Annotated in this window: 12 protein-coding genes; 3 read left to right on the top strand and 9 right to left on the bottom strand. The window is 74.3% G+C overall.

What is annotated here, in order from left to right:
• The first annotated feature begins 24 nt into the window (after positions 1 to 24).
• Positions 25 to 846, top strand: coding sequence for an ABC transporter ATP-binding protein (locus tag LEP48_RS16295; RefSeq protein WP_225566634.1), 822 nt, complete (start codon positions 25 to 27; stop codon positions 844 to 846).
• A gap of 10 nt (positions 847 to 856) precedes the next feature.
• Here LEP48_RS16295 and LEP48_RS16290 read toward each other — a convergent pair whose 3' ends face one another.
• The 3 genes from LEP48_RS16290 to recO all read right to left on the bottom strand — a co-directional run bounded on the left by LEP48_RS16290 (position 857) and on the right by recO (position 3,890).
• A complete protein-coding gene (locus LEP48_RS16290; RefSeq protein ID WP_225566633.1) occupies positions 857 to 2,218 on the bottom strand; it encodes an enterochelin esterase domain-containing protein in 1,362 nt (453 codons plus the stop codon).
• Between the two features lie 134 nt (positions 2,219 to 2,352).
• Positions 2,353 to 3,156 carry an isoprenyl transferase gene (locus LEP48_RS16285; protein WP_225566632.1) on the bottom strand — a complete coding sequence of 268 codons (804 nt, stop codon included), beginning with the start codon at positions 3,154 to 3,156 and terminating at the stop codon, positions 2,353 to 2,355.
• Positions 3,156 to 3,890: a DNA repair protein RecO gene (recO, locus tag LEP48_RS16280; protein ID WP_225566631.1), complete on the bottom strand. Its 735-nt coding sequence runs from the start codon at positions 3,888 to 3,890 to the stop codon at positions 3,156 to 3,158. The genes LEP48_RS16285 and recO overlap by 1 nt, the downstream gene beginning before the upstream one ends.
• Positions 3,891 to 3,999: 109 nt before the next feature.
• On the opposite strand from recO, the gene LEP48_RS16275 reads away from it, so the two are divergent.
• Complete coding sequence (locus tag LEP48_RS16275; protein ID WP_225566630.1) at positions 4,000 to 5,637, top strand: serine/threonine-protein kinase; 1,638 nt, start codon at positions 4,000 to 4,002, stop codon at positions 5,635 to 5,637.
• 4 nt (positions 5,638 to 5,641) lie between these two features.
• A complete protein-coding gene (locus tag LEP48_RS16270; RefSeq protein ID WP_225566629.1) occupies positions 5,642 to 6,247 on the top strand; it encodes a prepilin peptidase in 606 nt (201 codons plus the stop codon).
• A gap of 33 nt (positions 6,248 to 6,280) precedes the next feature.
• Here LEP48_RS16270 and leuA read toward each other — a convergent pair whose 3' ends face one another.
• From leuA to ybeY, 6 genes are all read right to left on the bottom strand, one after another.
• Entirely contained in the window at positions 6,281 to 8,053 is a 1,773-nt protein-coding gene (gene leuA, locus LEP48_RS16265) for a 2-isopropylmalate synthase (RefSeq protein ID WP_225566628.1), read from the bottom strand.
• A gap of 229 nt (positions 8,054 to 8,282) precedes the next feature.
• Positions 8,283 to 10,055, bottom strand: coding sequence for a DUF7937 domain-containing protein (locus LEP48_RS16260; RefSeq protein ID WP_225566627.1), 1,773 nt, complete (start codon positions 10,053 to 10,055; stop codon positions 8,283 to 8,285).
• A gap of 146 nt (positions 10,056 to 10,201) precedes the next feature.
• Positions 10,202 to 11,812 (bottom strand): alpha/beta hydrolase family protein, encoded by a 1,611-nt coding sequence (locus LEP48_RS16255; protein WP_225566626.1) that lies wholly within the window; start codon positions 11,810 to 11,812, stop codon positions 10,202 to 10,204.
• 73 nt (positions 11,813 to 11,885) lie between these two features.
• The gene (gene era, locus LEP48_RS16250) at positions 11,886 to 12,872 is read right to left on the bottom strand and encodes a GTPase Era (protein ID WP_225566625.1); all 987 of its coding nucleotides are present in this window, start codon (positions 12,870 to 12,872) and stop codon (positions 11,886 to 11,888) included.
• Complete coding sequence (locus tag LEP48_RS16245) at positions 12,869 to 14,209, bottom strand: hemolysin family protein (RefSeq protein WP_225566624.1); 1,341 nt, start codon at positions 14,207 to 14,209, stop codon at positions 12,869 to 12,871. The genes era and LEP48_RS16245 overlap by 4 nt, the downstream gene beginning before the upstream one ends.
• Before the next feature lie 8 nt (positions 14,210 to 14,217).
• Positions 14,218 to 14,670, bottom strand: coding sequence for an rRNA maturation RNase YbeY (gene ybeY / locus LEP48_RS16240; protein ID WP_225566623.1), 453 nt, complete (start codon positions 14,668 to 14,670; stop codon positions 14,218 to 14,220).
• Between the last annotated feature and the right edge of the window lie 5 nt (positions 14,671 to 14,675).

Below are 14,675 nucleotides of genomic sequence, written 5' to 3'. Positions count from 1 at the left end.
GACCGCCTGTGCCAGACTGAGGCTGTGCTTACCTCCGCCGGCGACGCCCCCGCCGCGCTCCGCGCACACGGCGTCAGCCTCGGGTACGACGGGCGGCAGGTCATCGAGGGACTGGACCTGGAGCTGCCGGCCGGCCGGGTCACGGCCATCGTCGGCCCGAACGCGTGCGGCAAGTCGACGCTGCTGCGCGGTCTGGCCCGCCTCCACGCTCTCGACGCCGGGCACGTCACCCTCGGGGACCAGGACGTGGCCACCATGTCCCGCAAGGAGCTCGCACGCAGCGTCGGCATGCTGCCCCAGTCGTCGGTCGCCCCCGACGGCGTCCGCGTGGCGGAGCTCGTCGCCCGGGGCCGCTACCCGCACCAGGGCTGGTTCGGACGGCACACCACGGACGACGACGCCGTCGTGCTGCGCGCCATGGAGGTCACCGGCGTCACCGGTCTCGCCGACCGACCGGTGGCAGAGCTCTCCGGCGGCCAGCGGCAGCGCGTCTGGATCGCGATGGTGCTGGCCCAGGAGACCGAGACGGTGCTTCTCGACGAGCCCACGACCTACCTCGACCTGGCCCACCAGGTGGAGCTCCTCGACCTGCTCGCCGAGCTCAACCAGACGCACGGCACGACCGTGGTCATGGTGCTGCACGAGCTCAACCTCGCCGCGCGGTACGCGGACCACCTGGTCGTGATGCGGTCCGGGCAGATCATCGCGCAGGGCGACCCTCGCGAGGTGCTCACGGAGTCCGTGGTGCGCGAAGCGTTCGCGCTGGAGGCCAGGGTCGTGCCCGACCCCGTCTCCGGCACCCCGCTCGTGGTACCGATCGGGCGCCGGCACGTCGCCCCGCTGTGAACGGACCAAGTTAACCGTCCGCCAGCACCGACAGGAGCTGCACCGCCCAGCAGGCCGGGTCCTGCCCGCCGGGGAGCTCGCGGTAGGTGAGCCGGGCGCAGCGCCCGTCGAGGGCATCGCGCATCCGGCGGGTCGGCCCACGCAGCGCCGCTTCCCCGGTGCCCACCTCCAGGTGCACGCGCCCCAGCCGCCAGCCGGGCTCCTCGGCGGCGGCCCCGACGGCGCGCCGCAGCCACTCGTCGTCCTGCGCGGCGTGCCCCGACACGGCCTCCGGCGCCTCGCCGTCGGGCACGGGGACAGCGCCGGGCCACCACCAGGTGGCCGACTTGTACACCGACGCCCCGAAGCGGTGCGGCGCCACGCACTGCGCCCACAGCGCGGTGAGGCCGCCGAGGCCGTGCCCCGCGACCGTCGTCCGCGCCGGGTCGGTGGTGACCGGGCCGCCCAGGAGCTCGCCGTCGGCCTCGGCCAGCAGGCGTCCCAGCTCGGCCACGTAATCGCGCGAGCACGAGAGGTCGGCGGTCCGGCGCTCGGCGTTGCCGCAGCCGACGAGCAGCACCACCGCCGGCCGGATCACGCCGGCAGCGAACGCGGCGTCCAGGGCACGCAGCCCGGCGCCGATCCACGCGTCGCCGTCGAGCAGGACCAGCACGTCCCACCCGTCGGGGCCGGGCGTCACGGGTGGCACGTGCCACCAGGCCCGGCGCCCCGCCGTGCCCTCGGAACGCTCCCCGAAGCCCGTGGCGCGCATCGTGCTGCCGCGCGGCCCCGGCGCGAGCTGCTCCCCCACCCGCACGCCGACCACCCCGGGGGGCAGGGCGGGCGCGTGCGGCCCGGACGCGACAGAGTCGTCTCCGAGCAGCGCGTGCTCACGGGCGAGCGCGTCGGGCTCGCTGCGCAGCAACAGGTCGCACCAGTCGTCGACGGCGGCGTGCAGGTCGGGCGCGAGCGCCGCCTTGGCCTGCTCACGCCGGAGCTCGACGTCGGCCGCGACGCTCCGGGACGCCGTCGGGCCATGCCCGTCGTCCACGGCGAGGGCGTAGGTGGCGCGCCACGCGGCAGGCATCCGCAGGCTCAACGACCACAGGGTGGTGCCCGGGACCTGCTCCATCAACGCACCGGTGTACGTGGTCGCGTCGACGAGCTGCTGGACGTCCAGGAAGACGCGCCGCGCGCCCCCGAAGTCCCGGTGCAGGAACGTGTAGATCCGCTCGTCTGGGCTGCCGGGCACCTCCTCGACCAGCGGCGTCCCCTCCTGCGCGACCCGCCGCCACAGGGCGGCGCGCCGCTCGGGCGCCGGGTCCGCGACGAGGTCTGCGAGCGCCGGGCTGGTCGTGCGCGGCACGGGCGCCGGGCTCGTCGTGCGCGGCACGGGCTCCTGCGGGAGTGCGACCGTGGGCTGTCTGAGGGCGCACGAAGGCGCGCCGAAAGCTCGTACACGCCCCCTGCCGAAAGCTCTCACACGCCCCCTGTCGAAAGCTCTCACACACCCCCTGCTGAAAGCTCTCACACACCCCCTTCTGCGACAGCGTCCACCGCCCCTCCGTATCGTCGGTCGCGCCGGGCGAACTCCTCGACCGCCCGCCACAAGTGGCGCCGGTCGACGTCCGGCCACGGCTCCGGCAGGAAGACCATCTCCGCGTAGGCCGCCTGCCAGATCATAAAGTTGGACGTGCGCTGCTCGCCTGAGGAACGCAGGAACAGGTCGACGTCGGGCAGGTCGGGCTCGTCGAGGTAGCGCTGGATCGTCTTCTCGGTCACCCGGGCGGGGTTGAGCCTGCCCGCGGCGACCTCGCGGGCGATGGCCGCCGCGGCGTCCGCGATCTCGGCGCGGCCCCCGTAGTTGACGCACATGGTCAGGGTGCAGCGGTCGTTCTCACGGGTCATCTCCTCGGCCACCTGGAGCTCGCGGATCACCGAGCCCCACAGGCGCGGGGTGCGGCCCGCCCAGCGGATCCGCACCCCCCAGGACGACATCTCGTCCCGGCGTCGCGCGATGACGTCACGGTTGAAGTTCATGAGGAACTTCACCTCGTCGGGCGAACGCTTCCAGTTCTCCGTGCTGAACGCGTACGCGGAGATGTGCTTGACGCCGATCTCCACCGCGCCCGCCACGACGTCGAGCAGGGACCTTTCCCCCTGCTTGTGCCCCTCGACCCGCGGCAGACCGCGGGCGTTGGCCCATCGCCCGTTGCCGTCCATGACGATCGCGACGTGGTTCGGCACGAACTGCGCGGGGATCTTCGGGGCGGTCGCCCCCGAGGGGTGCGGGTACGGGTCGGCGTACTCGCGTCGTGCACGAGGGGGCATCAGGACTCTCTCTCGATCATGCGCAGGGAGCGCAGCGTGCGTTCCAGGTAGAACTGCGAGTAGGCGGCCACGAGCCCGGACGCCTCCGTGCGGTGCCGCACCTGGGCGGCGTCCGCCGTGTCCCAGTCTCCGCCGAGCAGAGCCCCGAGCAGCAGGAACGTCTCGGCGGCCGGGGCGGTGGCGCCAGGCGGGCGGCAGCGGGTGCAGACGGCGCCACCCTGGGCCACGGAGAACGCGTGGTGGGGCCCCGGCTCGCCGCAGCGGGCGCACTCGGTGAACGACGGCGCCCACCCGGCGACGGCGAGCGCGCGCAGCAGGTAGGAGTCGAGCACGAGGCCCGGCGCGTGGGCGCGCTCCGCGAGCGCCCGCAGCGCGCCCGCCAGCAGCCAGTACTGCTGCACGGCGGGCTCGTGCTCGGCCGCGACCAGCCGGTCGGCCGCCTCGAGCATCGCCGCACCGGACGTGTACAGGGTGTAGTCCTCGCAGATGGCGCGCGCGTACGGCCCGATCGTCTCGACCTGCGTCACCGTGTCCAGGGAGCGCCCGGTGTGGAGCTGGACGTCGACCATCATGAACGGCTCCAGCCGTGCCCCGAAGCGCGACGACGTGCGGCGCACGCCCCTCCCCACGCCGCGCACCTTGCCGTGCTCGCGGGTGAGGAACGTGACGATCCGGTCGGCCTCGCCCAGCTTGTGGGTGCGCAGCACGATCGCGTCGTCTCGGTACAGGGGCACCCGCACAGTGTCCCAGGTATCCCTGACAGACTGTGTCCCGCTGATCGCCCGCCCGCCCGAAGACCCGCCAGGACGCCCGCCCCGAACGCCCGCCCGACCAGGAGCTCCGTTGTCCTTCCGCACCCCGGACCATGCGTCGCTGCCCGACGGCGTCACGCCGCTCGAGCCGGGCGACCCCCGGGACCTGGGCGGGCACCGGCTGCTCGGCCGGATCGGCCGCGGCGGCATGGGCGTGGTCTACCTCGGCGAGATGCGCAGCGGCCGCCGGCTGGCGGTCAAGGTGGTCCGCCCGGAGTTCGCGCAGGACCCGGAGTTCCGGGCGCGGTTCCGGCGCGAGCTCGCCGCGGGGCTCAAGGTGCGCGGCCGATTCACCGCGGCGCTCATCGACGCCGACCTGGACGCCGACGCGCCGTGGCTCGCCACCGAGTACGTCCCGGGGCCCACGCTCGAGCGGGCGGTGACCTCCGGCGGACCGCTGGGTCCCGACGACGTCCGCACGCTCGTCGCCCGGCTCGCCGAGGCGCTGCAGGCGGTGCACCGCGTCGGCCTGGTCCACCGCGACCTCAAGCCGGCGAACGTGCTGCTCGGGCCCGACGGTCCCTGCGTGATCGACCTGGGCATCGCCCTCGCCGAGGACGCGACGTCGTTGACGGCCACCGGCGCGCAGCTCGGCACGCCGGTGTTCATGGCCCCCGAGCAGGCCCGCGGCGACGAGACGTCGCCCGCCACCGACGTGTGGGCGCTCGGGGCCGTGGCGTTCTTCGCCGCGACGGGCCGCCGGCCGTTCGGGGAGGGCAGGCCCGACGTCCTGTACTACCGCGTCGTGCACGAGGAGCCCCGGCTCGACGGCTGCCCCGCGTACCTGGCGTCGTTCGTCCGCGCGTGCCTGTCCAAGGACCCGGCGGGCCGGCCGACGCTGGACGCGATCCTGGACGCCGAGCTCCGCGACCCCGGCGTCCCCGACCCCGGCGTCCCCGACGACCCGCCCGACACCGTGACCCCCCGACCGCCGGCACGGGCCGCGACCGACCCAGCGCAGGACGACGTGCAGGACGACGCGCCTGAGATCGCGGCACCCTCCGGACGCCGACGGCGCAGGGTCGTCGTGGGATCGCTCGCGGCCGTCCTCGTCCTGGCCGCCGCCGGCATCGGCACCGCTCTCGCGCTGCGCGGGGACGGCGACCCGGGCGGCAGACCACGCGCAGCGGCGTCCCCCTCCACCGCCGCGTCGGGTCACGACGGAACCACCGACGGAACCACCGACGGAACCACCGACGAGGCAACGACCGCGCCGACCTCGCAGGCGGAGCAGACCCCGGAGCACGCCGGGGTCGACCCGTGCCTCCTCGGCCGGTGGGAGCAGTCCGCCATGACGGACACGTGGAACCTGCTCGGCGAGGCGGTGCCCGTGACCGGCTGGGACGGCCGCGTCCTCGAGTTCCGTGCCGACGGGACGGAGGTCGTCACGTACGACGACGCCGCCCCCGTCCGGGGAACCACCTCCGCCGGTGAGCTCGTCGACACGTGGAGCGGCACGACGACGTACACGGTCACGTCCCGGGACGGCTCCCTGCGGTTCCCCGCCGTCGACCAGTCGCGGGCGTCGGTCGCGCGGGAGCTGGCGGGCCTGACGGAGACCTACCAGCCGCCGTCGGTCCCCGGCGGCGCCGTGACCTACACCTGTGACGACACCACGCTCGAGCAGGACGCCGAGGCGTACTCCGCGTCGTTCACCCGGATCGACTGACCCGGTGTCACCGAAGCCGGCCGCGCCGTCCCGCCCCGTGCTGCTGGACCGAGCGCGCGCGGAGATCGCCCCGTACCGCCGCGTGATCGCGTGGACGGCGGTCGCCGCCGTCGGCTGGGCGGTCTGGGCCAGCGGCCCCGGCTGGTCCACCCCGGCCCTCGTCGTCGCAGCGGCCTCCGGCGCGGCGCTCGGTGTCGTGGACGCCCGCACGCACCGCCTGCCGGACGCCCTGACCTACCCGACGACGGGTGTCGTCGCCACGCTCCTGGCGCTCGCCGCCGCGGGCAGCGGCGCGTGGGACGCCGCGCTGCGGGCCGTGGCCGGCGGGCTCGCCCTGGGCGGGGCCTACCTGGTGCTGCACCTGGTCCAGCCGACCGGGATGGGGCGCGGCGACGTCAAGCTCGCCGTGCTGCTCGGCCTGGTCGGCGCCTGGTACGGCTGGCCGACGTTCTGGGCCGTGGTCCTGCTGCCCTTCCTCGTCGGAGGGCTCGTCGCGGCCGCCCTGCTCGTCGCCCGCCGGGTCTCGCGACGCACCGCGATCCCGTTCGGGCCGTTCATGCTCGTGGGCGCGGCCGCCGCCATCAGCGGAGCACGGCTCGTCGCCGGGTAGCGCGGGGCTCCCGGCGACGAGCCGTTCCGGCGCTCAGGCGCGGGCGGCCCGGTTCACGGCCGAGACGATCGCCTTGAGCGAGGCCGTGGTGATCGAGGAGTCGATGCCGACCCCCCACAGCACGTCGTCGCCCACCTGGCACTCGACGTAGGCCGCGGCGCTGGCGTCGCCGCCCTCGGACAGGGCGTGCTCCGCGTAGTCGAGCACCCGCACGTCGACGCCGACGTGGGCGACAGCGTCCACGAACGCGGCGAGCGGGCCGTTGCCGGTGCCCTCGAGCGTCAGGTCGGCACCCTGGTCCACGACGTCGACCGACAGGGCCGTCTCGCCGTCCGCGGCCGCCTTGGTGCGCGTCTCGCGCAGGCGCAGACGCCCCCAGGGGCGCAGCCCGTCGACGTCGCTGGCCTCGGCGGGCAGGTACTCGTCGCTGAACATCCGCCAGATGTCGGCGCCGGTGACCTCGCTGCCCTCGGCGTCGGTGAAGCGCTGCACCACGCCGGAGAACTCGATCTGCAGGCGGCGCGGCAGGTCCAGCGAGTGCTCGGTCGACAGCAGGTACGCCACCCCTCCCTTGCCCGACTGCGAGTTGACCCGGATCACGGCCTCGTACGACCGGCCCACGTCCTTCGGGTCGATCGGCAGGTACGGCACGCCCCAGGTGAGCTGGTCGACGTCCTTGCCCTCGGACGCCGCCCGGCCGGCCATGTGCTCGAAGCCCTTCTTGATGGCGTCCTGGTGCGAGCCCGAGAACGCCGTGAAGACGAGGTCGCCCACGTACGGGTGCCGCTCGTGCACGGGGAGCTGGTTGCAGTGCTCCACGGTGCGGCGGATCGCGTCGATGTCGGAGAAGTCGATCTGCGGGTCGATGCCCTGGCCGAACAGGTTCATGCCGAGCGTGACCAGGTCGACGTTGCCGGTGCGCTCGCCGTTGCCGAACAGGCAGCCCTCGATGCGGTCCGCGCCGGCCTGGTAGCCCAGCTCGGCCGCGGCGACGGCGGTGCCGCGGTCGTTGTGGGGGTGCAGGGACAGCACCACGTTCTCGCGGTACGCGAGGTGGCGGCTCATCCACTCGATCGAGTCGGCGTACACGTTGGGAGTGGCCATCTCGACCGTGGCCGGCAGGTTCACGATCACCGGCCGCGCCGCCGTGGGCTCCAGCACCTCCAGCACCTCGTTGCAGATGCGCACGGCGAACTCGAGCTCCGTGCCGGTGTACGACTCGGGCGAGTACTCGTAGTAGACCGTCGTCTCGGGGACCGTCTCCTCGAGCTTGCGGCACAGCCGTGCGCCCTGGAGCGCGATGTCGACGATGCCGTCCATGTCGGTGCGGAACACGACCTCGCGCTGCAGGATCGACGTCGAGTTGTACAGGTGCACGATCGCCTGCTTGGCGCCGCGGATCGCGTCGTACGTGCGCTCGATGAGGTGGTCGCGGCACTGCGTCAGCACCTGGATGACGACGTCGTCCGGGATCCGGTCCGTCTCGATGAGCATGCGGACGAAGTCGTAGTCCGTCTGCGACGCCGACGGGAAGCCGACCTCGATCTCCTTGTAGCCCATCGCGACGAGCAGGTCGAACATGCGGAGCTTGCGGTCCGCGTCCATCGGCTCGATGAGCGCCTGGTTCCCGTCGCGCAGGTCGACGGCGCACCAGCGCGGCGCCTTCGAGATCCGCTGGTCCGGCCAGGTGCGGTCAGGCAGGTCCACCTGGATCTGCTCGTGGAAGGGGACGTATCGCGTGTACGGCATCCCGGACGGGCGCTGCGGGTTGGCGCCGGCGATTCCGGTGGCGGAGGTGCTGTTCATGGTGAGTGCGTCCTTCGGGTGGGGCTCGGTGGCCGACTCCCCCGGTTCGGGTCGTCGGTCATGACCTGTCGGCCGGCGTGCCAGAGCCTCCGCGACGGGGATGCGGCCTGCTAGGGGGCCCCGCCGCGGCACCGAAGAAGAAGGGTCACCGCGTGCTGCACCCTGTCACGGTACACCGAGATCTCACCGTCGCGAGGGACGTCCGGGATCCGGTCGGCAGCGCCCGGCGTCACCGTCGGGAGCGCAGCGCGGCGTCGACCGCGGGGTCGCCGAGCGCACCGAGCCAGTCGAGCAGCGCCGGGTACGTCGAGGGGTTCGACGCCACATAGGCGCGCAGGTGCGGGGCCTCCTGCACGATGCGGGCGAGGTCCGCCAGCGACGTGCCCGGGTCCATCGCCTGCGCCGCGGACCACGGCGATCCCGAGACGTCGGCGACGGGTGGCAGCACCTGGGTGGGCTCGTGCACGGGCTGCTGCACCGGCTGCTGCGCGGGCGACTGCACGGGGGGCTGCACCGCGGTCTCCCACGACGCCCGGGAAGCCGGCGGGTCGACGTCGCGGACCGGCTGGAGCTGCTGCGTGGCGTCCACCGGCGCCGTCCCCCACGGCTGCTGCGGGGCCGGCCCACCCGGCTGGCGGCTCCCGGGCCGGGAGTCCGGCGGGGACGGGCGGTGGGCCGTCGGCTGCGCCGCCGGACGCACGGCGGGCTGCGCGGCGGTGCGCGGCCCGTCTGCCACCCCGCCCTGCGCACCGTCGTCGCCGCCGTCACGCCGGGCATGGTGCCCGGCGTCGTGACCCCGCTCGTGCCCGGTGCCGGTCCCGGGTGCCGGCTCCGACGCGCTCACCAGGTCCCGCACGGACGCGGGAACGAGAAGCGCGACCAGCACGATACCGGGCAGGCCGAAGGTCGCGAGCAGCTCCTCCACGTTCGACTGGGTGCCCAGTCCGGCCCGCGCCACGACGATCACCAGGCCGAGCACCACGAGCACGCACGCGGCGCCCACGGCCGTCGTGTGCCCCTGGCGCGGGTCGCGCACGAGCGCACGGCGCGCGGCCAGCGCCACGCCCACCATCAGCGCGCCGACGACCAGGCGCAGCACGAGGGGCACGGTGTCCCCCCGGTCGCCCACCAGGCGCACCAGCGCGACCAGGGCCACGAACCCCGCGACGAGCATCACCAGGTCGAACGAGCGCACCGCGATCCGCACCCAGCGGGCCGCGTGCTCCGCGGCCGTCTCGGAGGTGGTCGCCGCCGCGGCGTCGAGCACGCCCCGGGCCGCGCACGCCGCGAGGACGGGCAGGAGCAGGAGGCCGAGACGCTGGCCGTGCAGGCTCTCGAACCAGGGGCTCTCGGAACCTCCGGCGAAGAGGACGAGCTCGATCGCGATCGCCCCGCCCACGGCGAGCAGCAGGAGGCCGGCCGTGAGCTCACCGCGCATGTAGGCCACGACCGTGAGCCACAGGACCCCGATGACCAGCGCCGCGTTGAGCACCGCGACCACGGTCGCGGGCCACGCGGCCCCGGCCACGAGCGAGGCGACGGGCGTGGCCAGCGCGCCCAGCGCCACCAGGGCCGCCACCACGGGCAGAGTCCGCTCCCAGGTCGGGGCGATCGCGAGGAGCACCCCCGCGAGGCCGAGCACCAGGCCGGCGCCCACCGCGCCCTCGCCGGCGTCCGGGCGCACGGCGTCCAGCACGAGGTAGAGCACCGCCACCACGAGGTAGGGCAGGTTGCCCAGCAGGCGGGCGCGCGGCGTCGTCACGGTGTCCCAGGACGGCGCGCCCACGCCGGCGCGGCGCACGTACGGGATGGCGAGCGTGAGCAGCGAGAGCACCGTCACCAGCACGATCTCGAGCCGGTCGCTGCCACGGTGGGTGACGTCCCACGGCATCGGCAGCGCGACCAGCAGGGCGGCAGCGGCCACGACGTCGCGCACGACCTCCCGGGACGCGACGCCGTGGAACGGCGAGCGCGGTGCGTCGGGGGCGGCGTTGTCGGTCATGCGTGAGGTCTCCTTGGGAAGGTGCAGCGAGCCGGGAGGGGCCCGCTTCGTTTCTACCTGACGCGGTCGTCCGACGACAGGCAGGGCACGCGCGAGTCGGTCACTCGCGCGCCGGGCCGGCCGCCGGACGGCGGGCCGGCGGTCGATCAGATGCCGAGCTGGTACACGCCCCAGTAGGCGAGGGTGAACAGCAGCACGACGGATCCCACGAGCACGCACCACAGCGTCAGGTGCGCGGGCCAGCCCCGCGCGACGGCGACGTCCTGCGCCTCGGCCGCTGCCGCACCCGCCGCCTCCGCTCCCGCAGGCACCGCCCGTCGCGCCGCGCGCACGTCCGTGACGCGGCGCAGCACGAGCGCGGCGGCGACCGCCGTCGCCACGCCGAGCAGGCGGACGCCCACCCAGCCGCCCTGGACGACGAGGTCGTCGCGCTGGTAGTCGAGCGCCAGCCGTGCGACGGCCAGCAGGTACACCACGAGCGCGACCATCGTGGCGACGGACCCCGCGCCCAGCCCCGCGACCGCCGACCCGAGGCCGCGGGCGAGCCGCGGTGCCGGCACGGCCGCGCGTCGCCGGACGGTGCGACGCACCCCCGCGTGCACGACCCACACGAGCGGCCCGAGCACGATCAGGCCGGCGCCCATGAGCACGCCGCCCACCACGATGTCCCCGTTGCCCCACCAGAACGGCTGCGGCACCGGCAGGGCCAGGTAGAGCTGGCCCGGTGTGTCGCCCGCGATCCGCGGCGCCGCGTCCGCGGTGCCCGGCAGCCCCTGCACCCAGGTCGAGACGTCACGGCCGAAGTCGGGGTGCAGCGCCATGCCGCCGTCGAGCACGACGTGGATACCGTGGTTCGCGCCGGCGTAGAAGCGGACGGTCACCGGGGCGTCGTCGCCGGAGACGGACGTGTCCGCGATGATCTGGCGCGCACCCTGCTCGATCGGCATCGACGGGTCGGCCGTGCCATACACGACCAGCACCGGGGCGGTCTGCTGCTCGAGCCAGGGTCGCACGTCGAAGTCGACGTACTCGAAGCCGCCGCCGGGAAGCTGCATGCCCACGGCCCGCGGGATGGCACGGAACACCTGCTCGGGAACGCCCGTGTTGCGCAGGTAGTTGTCCACGGCGAACGCTGCCTGCACCCGCGGCGGCACCACGGGCGCGGAGACGAGCACGGTGAACGCCAGGTCCGGGTCCTTCGCCTGCATGACCGGCACGATCCAGGTGCCCTCGGACTCCCCGTACGCCCCCACCCGCTCCGGGTCGACGCCCTCGGTGGTGCGCAGCAGCTCGACCGAGTGCTCGTAGTCCGCGGCCATCGCGACGTAGTCGCGGTCCCGGGTGGTGTAGGTGTCCAGGCGCTTGTCCGGGACGAGGGTGACGACGCCCGCGCTGGCCAGCGCCGTCGCGGACTCGGTGAACGCCTCCGTGGACTTGCCGGTGCCCGCGCCGTGCACGTAGACGACGCCCGGCCGGTCCGCGAGCACCTCGCCCGCCTCGTCGAGCGGCTGGCGCAGGAGGCCGCCGACCTCGACGCCGTCGAGCGGGATCGTCACCGGCGTCTCGAGCACCTCGAACTGCCCGACGTCGCCGATCCGGTCGGCGATCTCCGGGTCGACGCCCTGGATCGTGGTGTCCGACGTCGCCGGGACCAGGTGGTCCGACACCGGGACCGGGTCCCACCGCGGCCCCGCGACCGCGCCGACGAGCGCCAGGAACACCAGGATGGCTGCACTCGTCGCGATCGTCCGGAACACGGGGCGATGCTACCCGGCGCACGAGCGCGCGACCGGGAGTCTCAGGAACCGGGAACCCCAGGTACCGGCTGCCTCAGAACCCGAGGCGCTGGAGCTGCTTGGGGTCGCGCTGCCAGTCCTTGGCCACCTTCACGTGCAGGTCCAGGTACACGCGGGTGCCGAGCAGCTTCTCGATGCCGCGCCGGGCGTTCGTCCCGACCTCACGCAGCCGGGACCCGCCGCGTCCGATGACGATCGCCTTCTGGCTCTCGCGCTCCACGAAGAGGTTGACGCGCACGTCGAGCAGCGGCGGCCGCCCCTTGGCCGGGTCGCCGGACCCCTCGCGCTCGACGATCTCGTCGACCACGACCGCGAGCGAGTGCGGCAGCTCGTCGCGCACGCCCTCCAGCGCCGCCTCGCGCACCAGCTCGGCGACCATGACCTGCTCGGGCTCGTCCGTCAGCTCCCCGCCCGGGTAGAGCTCCGGCCCCGCGGGCAGGTGGGACACCAGCACGTCGGTGAGCTCGTCCACCTGGTACCCGTCCTTGGCGGACACGGGCACGATGTCGGACCACTCACGGTCCATGGACCGGGCCAGCTGGTCGACGGCCATGAGGTGCTCGGCCAGCCGCCTCCGGTCCACGAGGTCGGCCTTGGTGACGACGGCGACGACCGGCGTCGCGCGGCGCCCGCCCATCAACGGGGCGAGCCGCTCGGCGATGAACTTGTCGCCCGGGCCGATCTTCTGGTCGGCGGGCAGGCAGAACGCGACGACGTCGACCTCGGCCAACGTCTCGGCCACGAGGTCGTTCAGCCGCTGCCCCAGCAGGGTGCGCGGCCGGTGCAGCCCCGGGGTGTCCACCAGCACGAGCTGGGCGTCCGGGCGGTGCACGATGCCGCGGATGGTGTGCCGCGTGGTCTGGGGGCGCGCCGACATGATCGCGACCTTCTCCCCCACGAGCGCGTTCGTCAGGGTGGACTTGCCGACGTTCGGCCGCCCGACGAGGCAGGCGAACCCGGAGCGGTGCTCCCGGCTCCCCGCGTCGGTGGGGGTGTCGGAGCGGGACGGGTTCGGGGTCATGCGTGTGCTTCCTTCTGGTCTGGCGGTACGACGGCGTCGCCCGCTGCTGGGTGCTCGCCCTGGCCGGTCCGGCGGACGAGCAGGGTCGCGAGCTTCTTGCGGCGGCCCTCGACCTGGTCGGCCTCGAGGTGCAGCCCGCCGACGTCGGCCCCGGCGCCGGTGAGCGGCACCTTGCCGAGCGTCTTGGCGAGCAGCCCGCCCGCCGTGTCCACGTCGTCGTCGTCGAGCCGCAGGTCGAACAGTTCGCCGAGCTCGTCCACGGGCATCCGGGCCGGGACCCGGAACACGCCGCCGCCGAGGTCCTCCGGCTCGTCCTGGCCGACGATGTCGTGCTCGTCCGTCAGCTCGCCCACGAGCTCCTCGATGACGTCCTCCACGGTCACGAGCCCCGCGATGCCGCCGTACTCGTCCACGACGACGGCGATGTGCGAGTGCGACGCCTGCATCTCGCGCAGCAGGTCGTCGGCGGGCTTGGACTCCGGGACGAAGACCGCGGGGCGCGCGAGCTCCGCGGCCAGGCGGGAGTCGGCGCCGGCGTCGGCCTCCATGACCCGTGCCACGTCCTTGAGGTACACCACCCCGACGAGGTCGTCGACGTCGCTCCCGGTCACCGGCACCCGCGAGTAACCGGACCGCAGGAACAGCCGCATGACCTTGCGCAGCGGCGTGTCCGCCGTGGTCGTGACCATGTCCGTGCGCGGCACCATGACCTCGCGGGTCAGGGTGCCGCCCAGCTCGACGACGGACCGCAGGAGCTCCCGCTCGGAGTCCTCGATGGCCGCGTTGTCCCGCACGCGCTCGGCGACCTCGCGCAGCACGTCCTCGCTCGGCGGCGGCTCCGCGTCCCGCTCGGCGGTGCGCTCGGTGAGCCAGGCCGCGCTGCGGTGCACCCGCGACAGCGGCCCGGACAGGGCGAGCAGCACGGCCAGCGGGCTGCGCAGCCCGAGCGCACGCGGGCTGTACCGGACGAAGACGACGCCCGCGACCAGCCCGATGACGGCCGCGACGAGCAGCGCCTGCCACCAGCCGTCGAGCCAGTCCACGAGGAGCAGCGTCAGCGCGGCGAGCGCGACCGTCTCGGCCAGAAGCCGCACCAGCGCGAACGTCGCGACGGCGGCCGGCGGGTCGCCCACCAGGAGCTGCACCGCGCGCAGCCGGCCCAGCCGGGTGGTCCGCGCCGTGTCGGTGAGCTCGGTGTCCGTCTCCGCCTCGATGACGGCGTCCGCGATCGAGGCCCGGGTCACCCGCAGGATCGCCGCCTCGCCCGCGGACAGCGTGCCCGCCAGGGCGAGCCCGACCACGGTCACCAGGACCAGGAGCAGGTCCGGCGCGTCCATCGTCCCGGTCACCTGCCGGCGAGGAACGTGAGCAGGAGGCGTCGCTGCAGGGCGAACATCTCCTTCTCCTCCTCGGGCTCGGCATGGTCGTAGCCGAGCAGGTGCAGGATGCCGTGCGTGGTCAGCAGCAGGAGCTCCTCGACCGTGGAGTGGCCGGCCACCACCGCCTGCTCCGCCGCGACCTCCGGGCAGAGGACGACGTCGCCGAGCGTGCCGGGCGGCGTCTGCTCGCCCTCGCGCCCCGGCCGCAGCTCGTCCATCGGGAAGGAGAGCACGTCCGTCGGGCCGGGCTCGTCCATCCACTGCACGTGCAGCTGGGACATGGCGTCCGTGTCCACGAACAGGATGGAGAGCTCGCTGAGCGGGTGCACGTGCATCGAGTCCAGCACGAAGCGGCCGAGCGCGGCGAACTCCGCCTCGTCCACCTCGGCACCGGACTCGTTGTTGACCTCGATGCTCATCGCGC

This window comes from Isoptericola luteus, assembly GCF_020297055.1.
Lineage (GTDB): Bacteria > Actinomycetota > Actinomycetes > Actinomycetales > Cellulomonadaceae > Isoptericola > Isoptericola luteus.
This window is presented reverse-complemented; position numbering and strand designations above follow the sequence as displayed.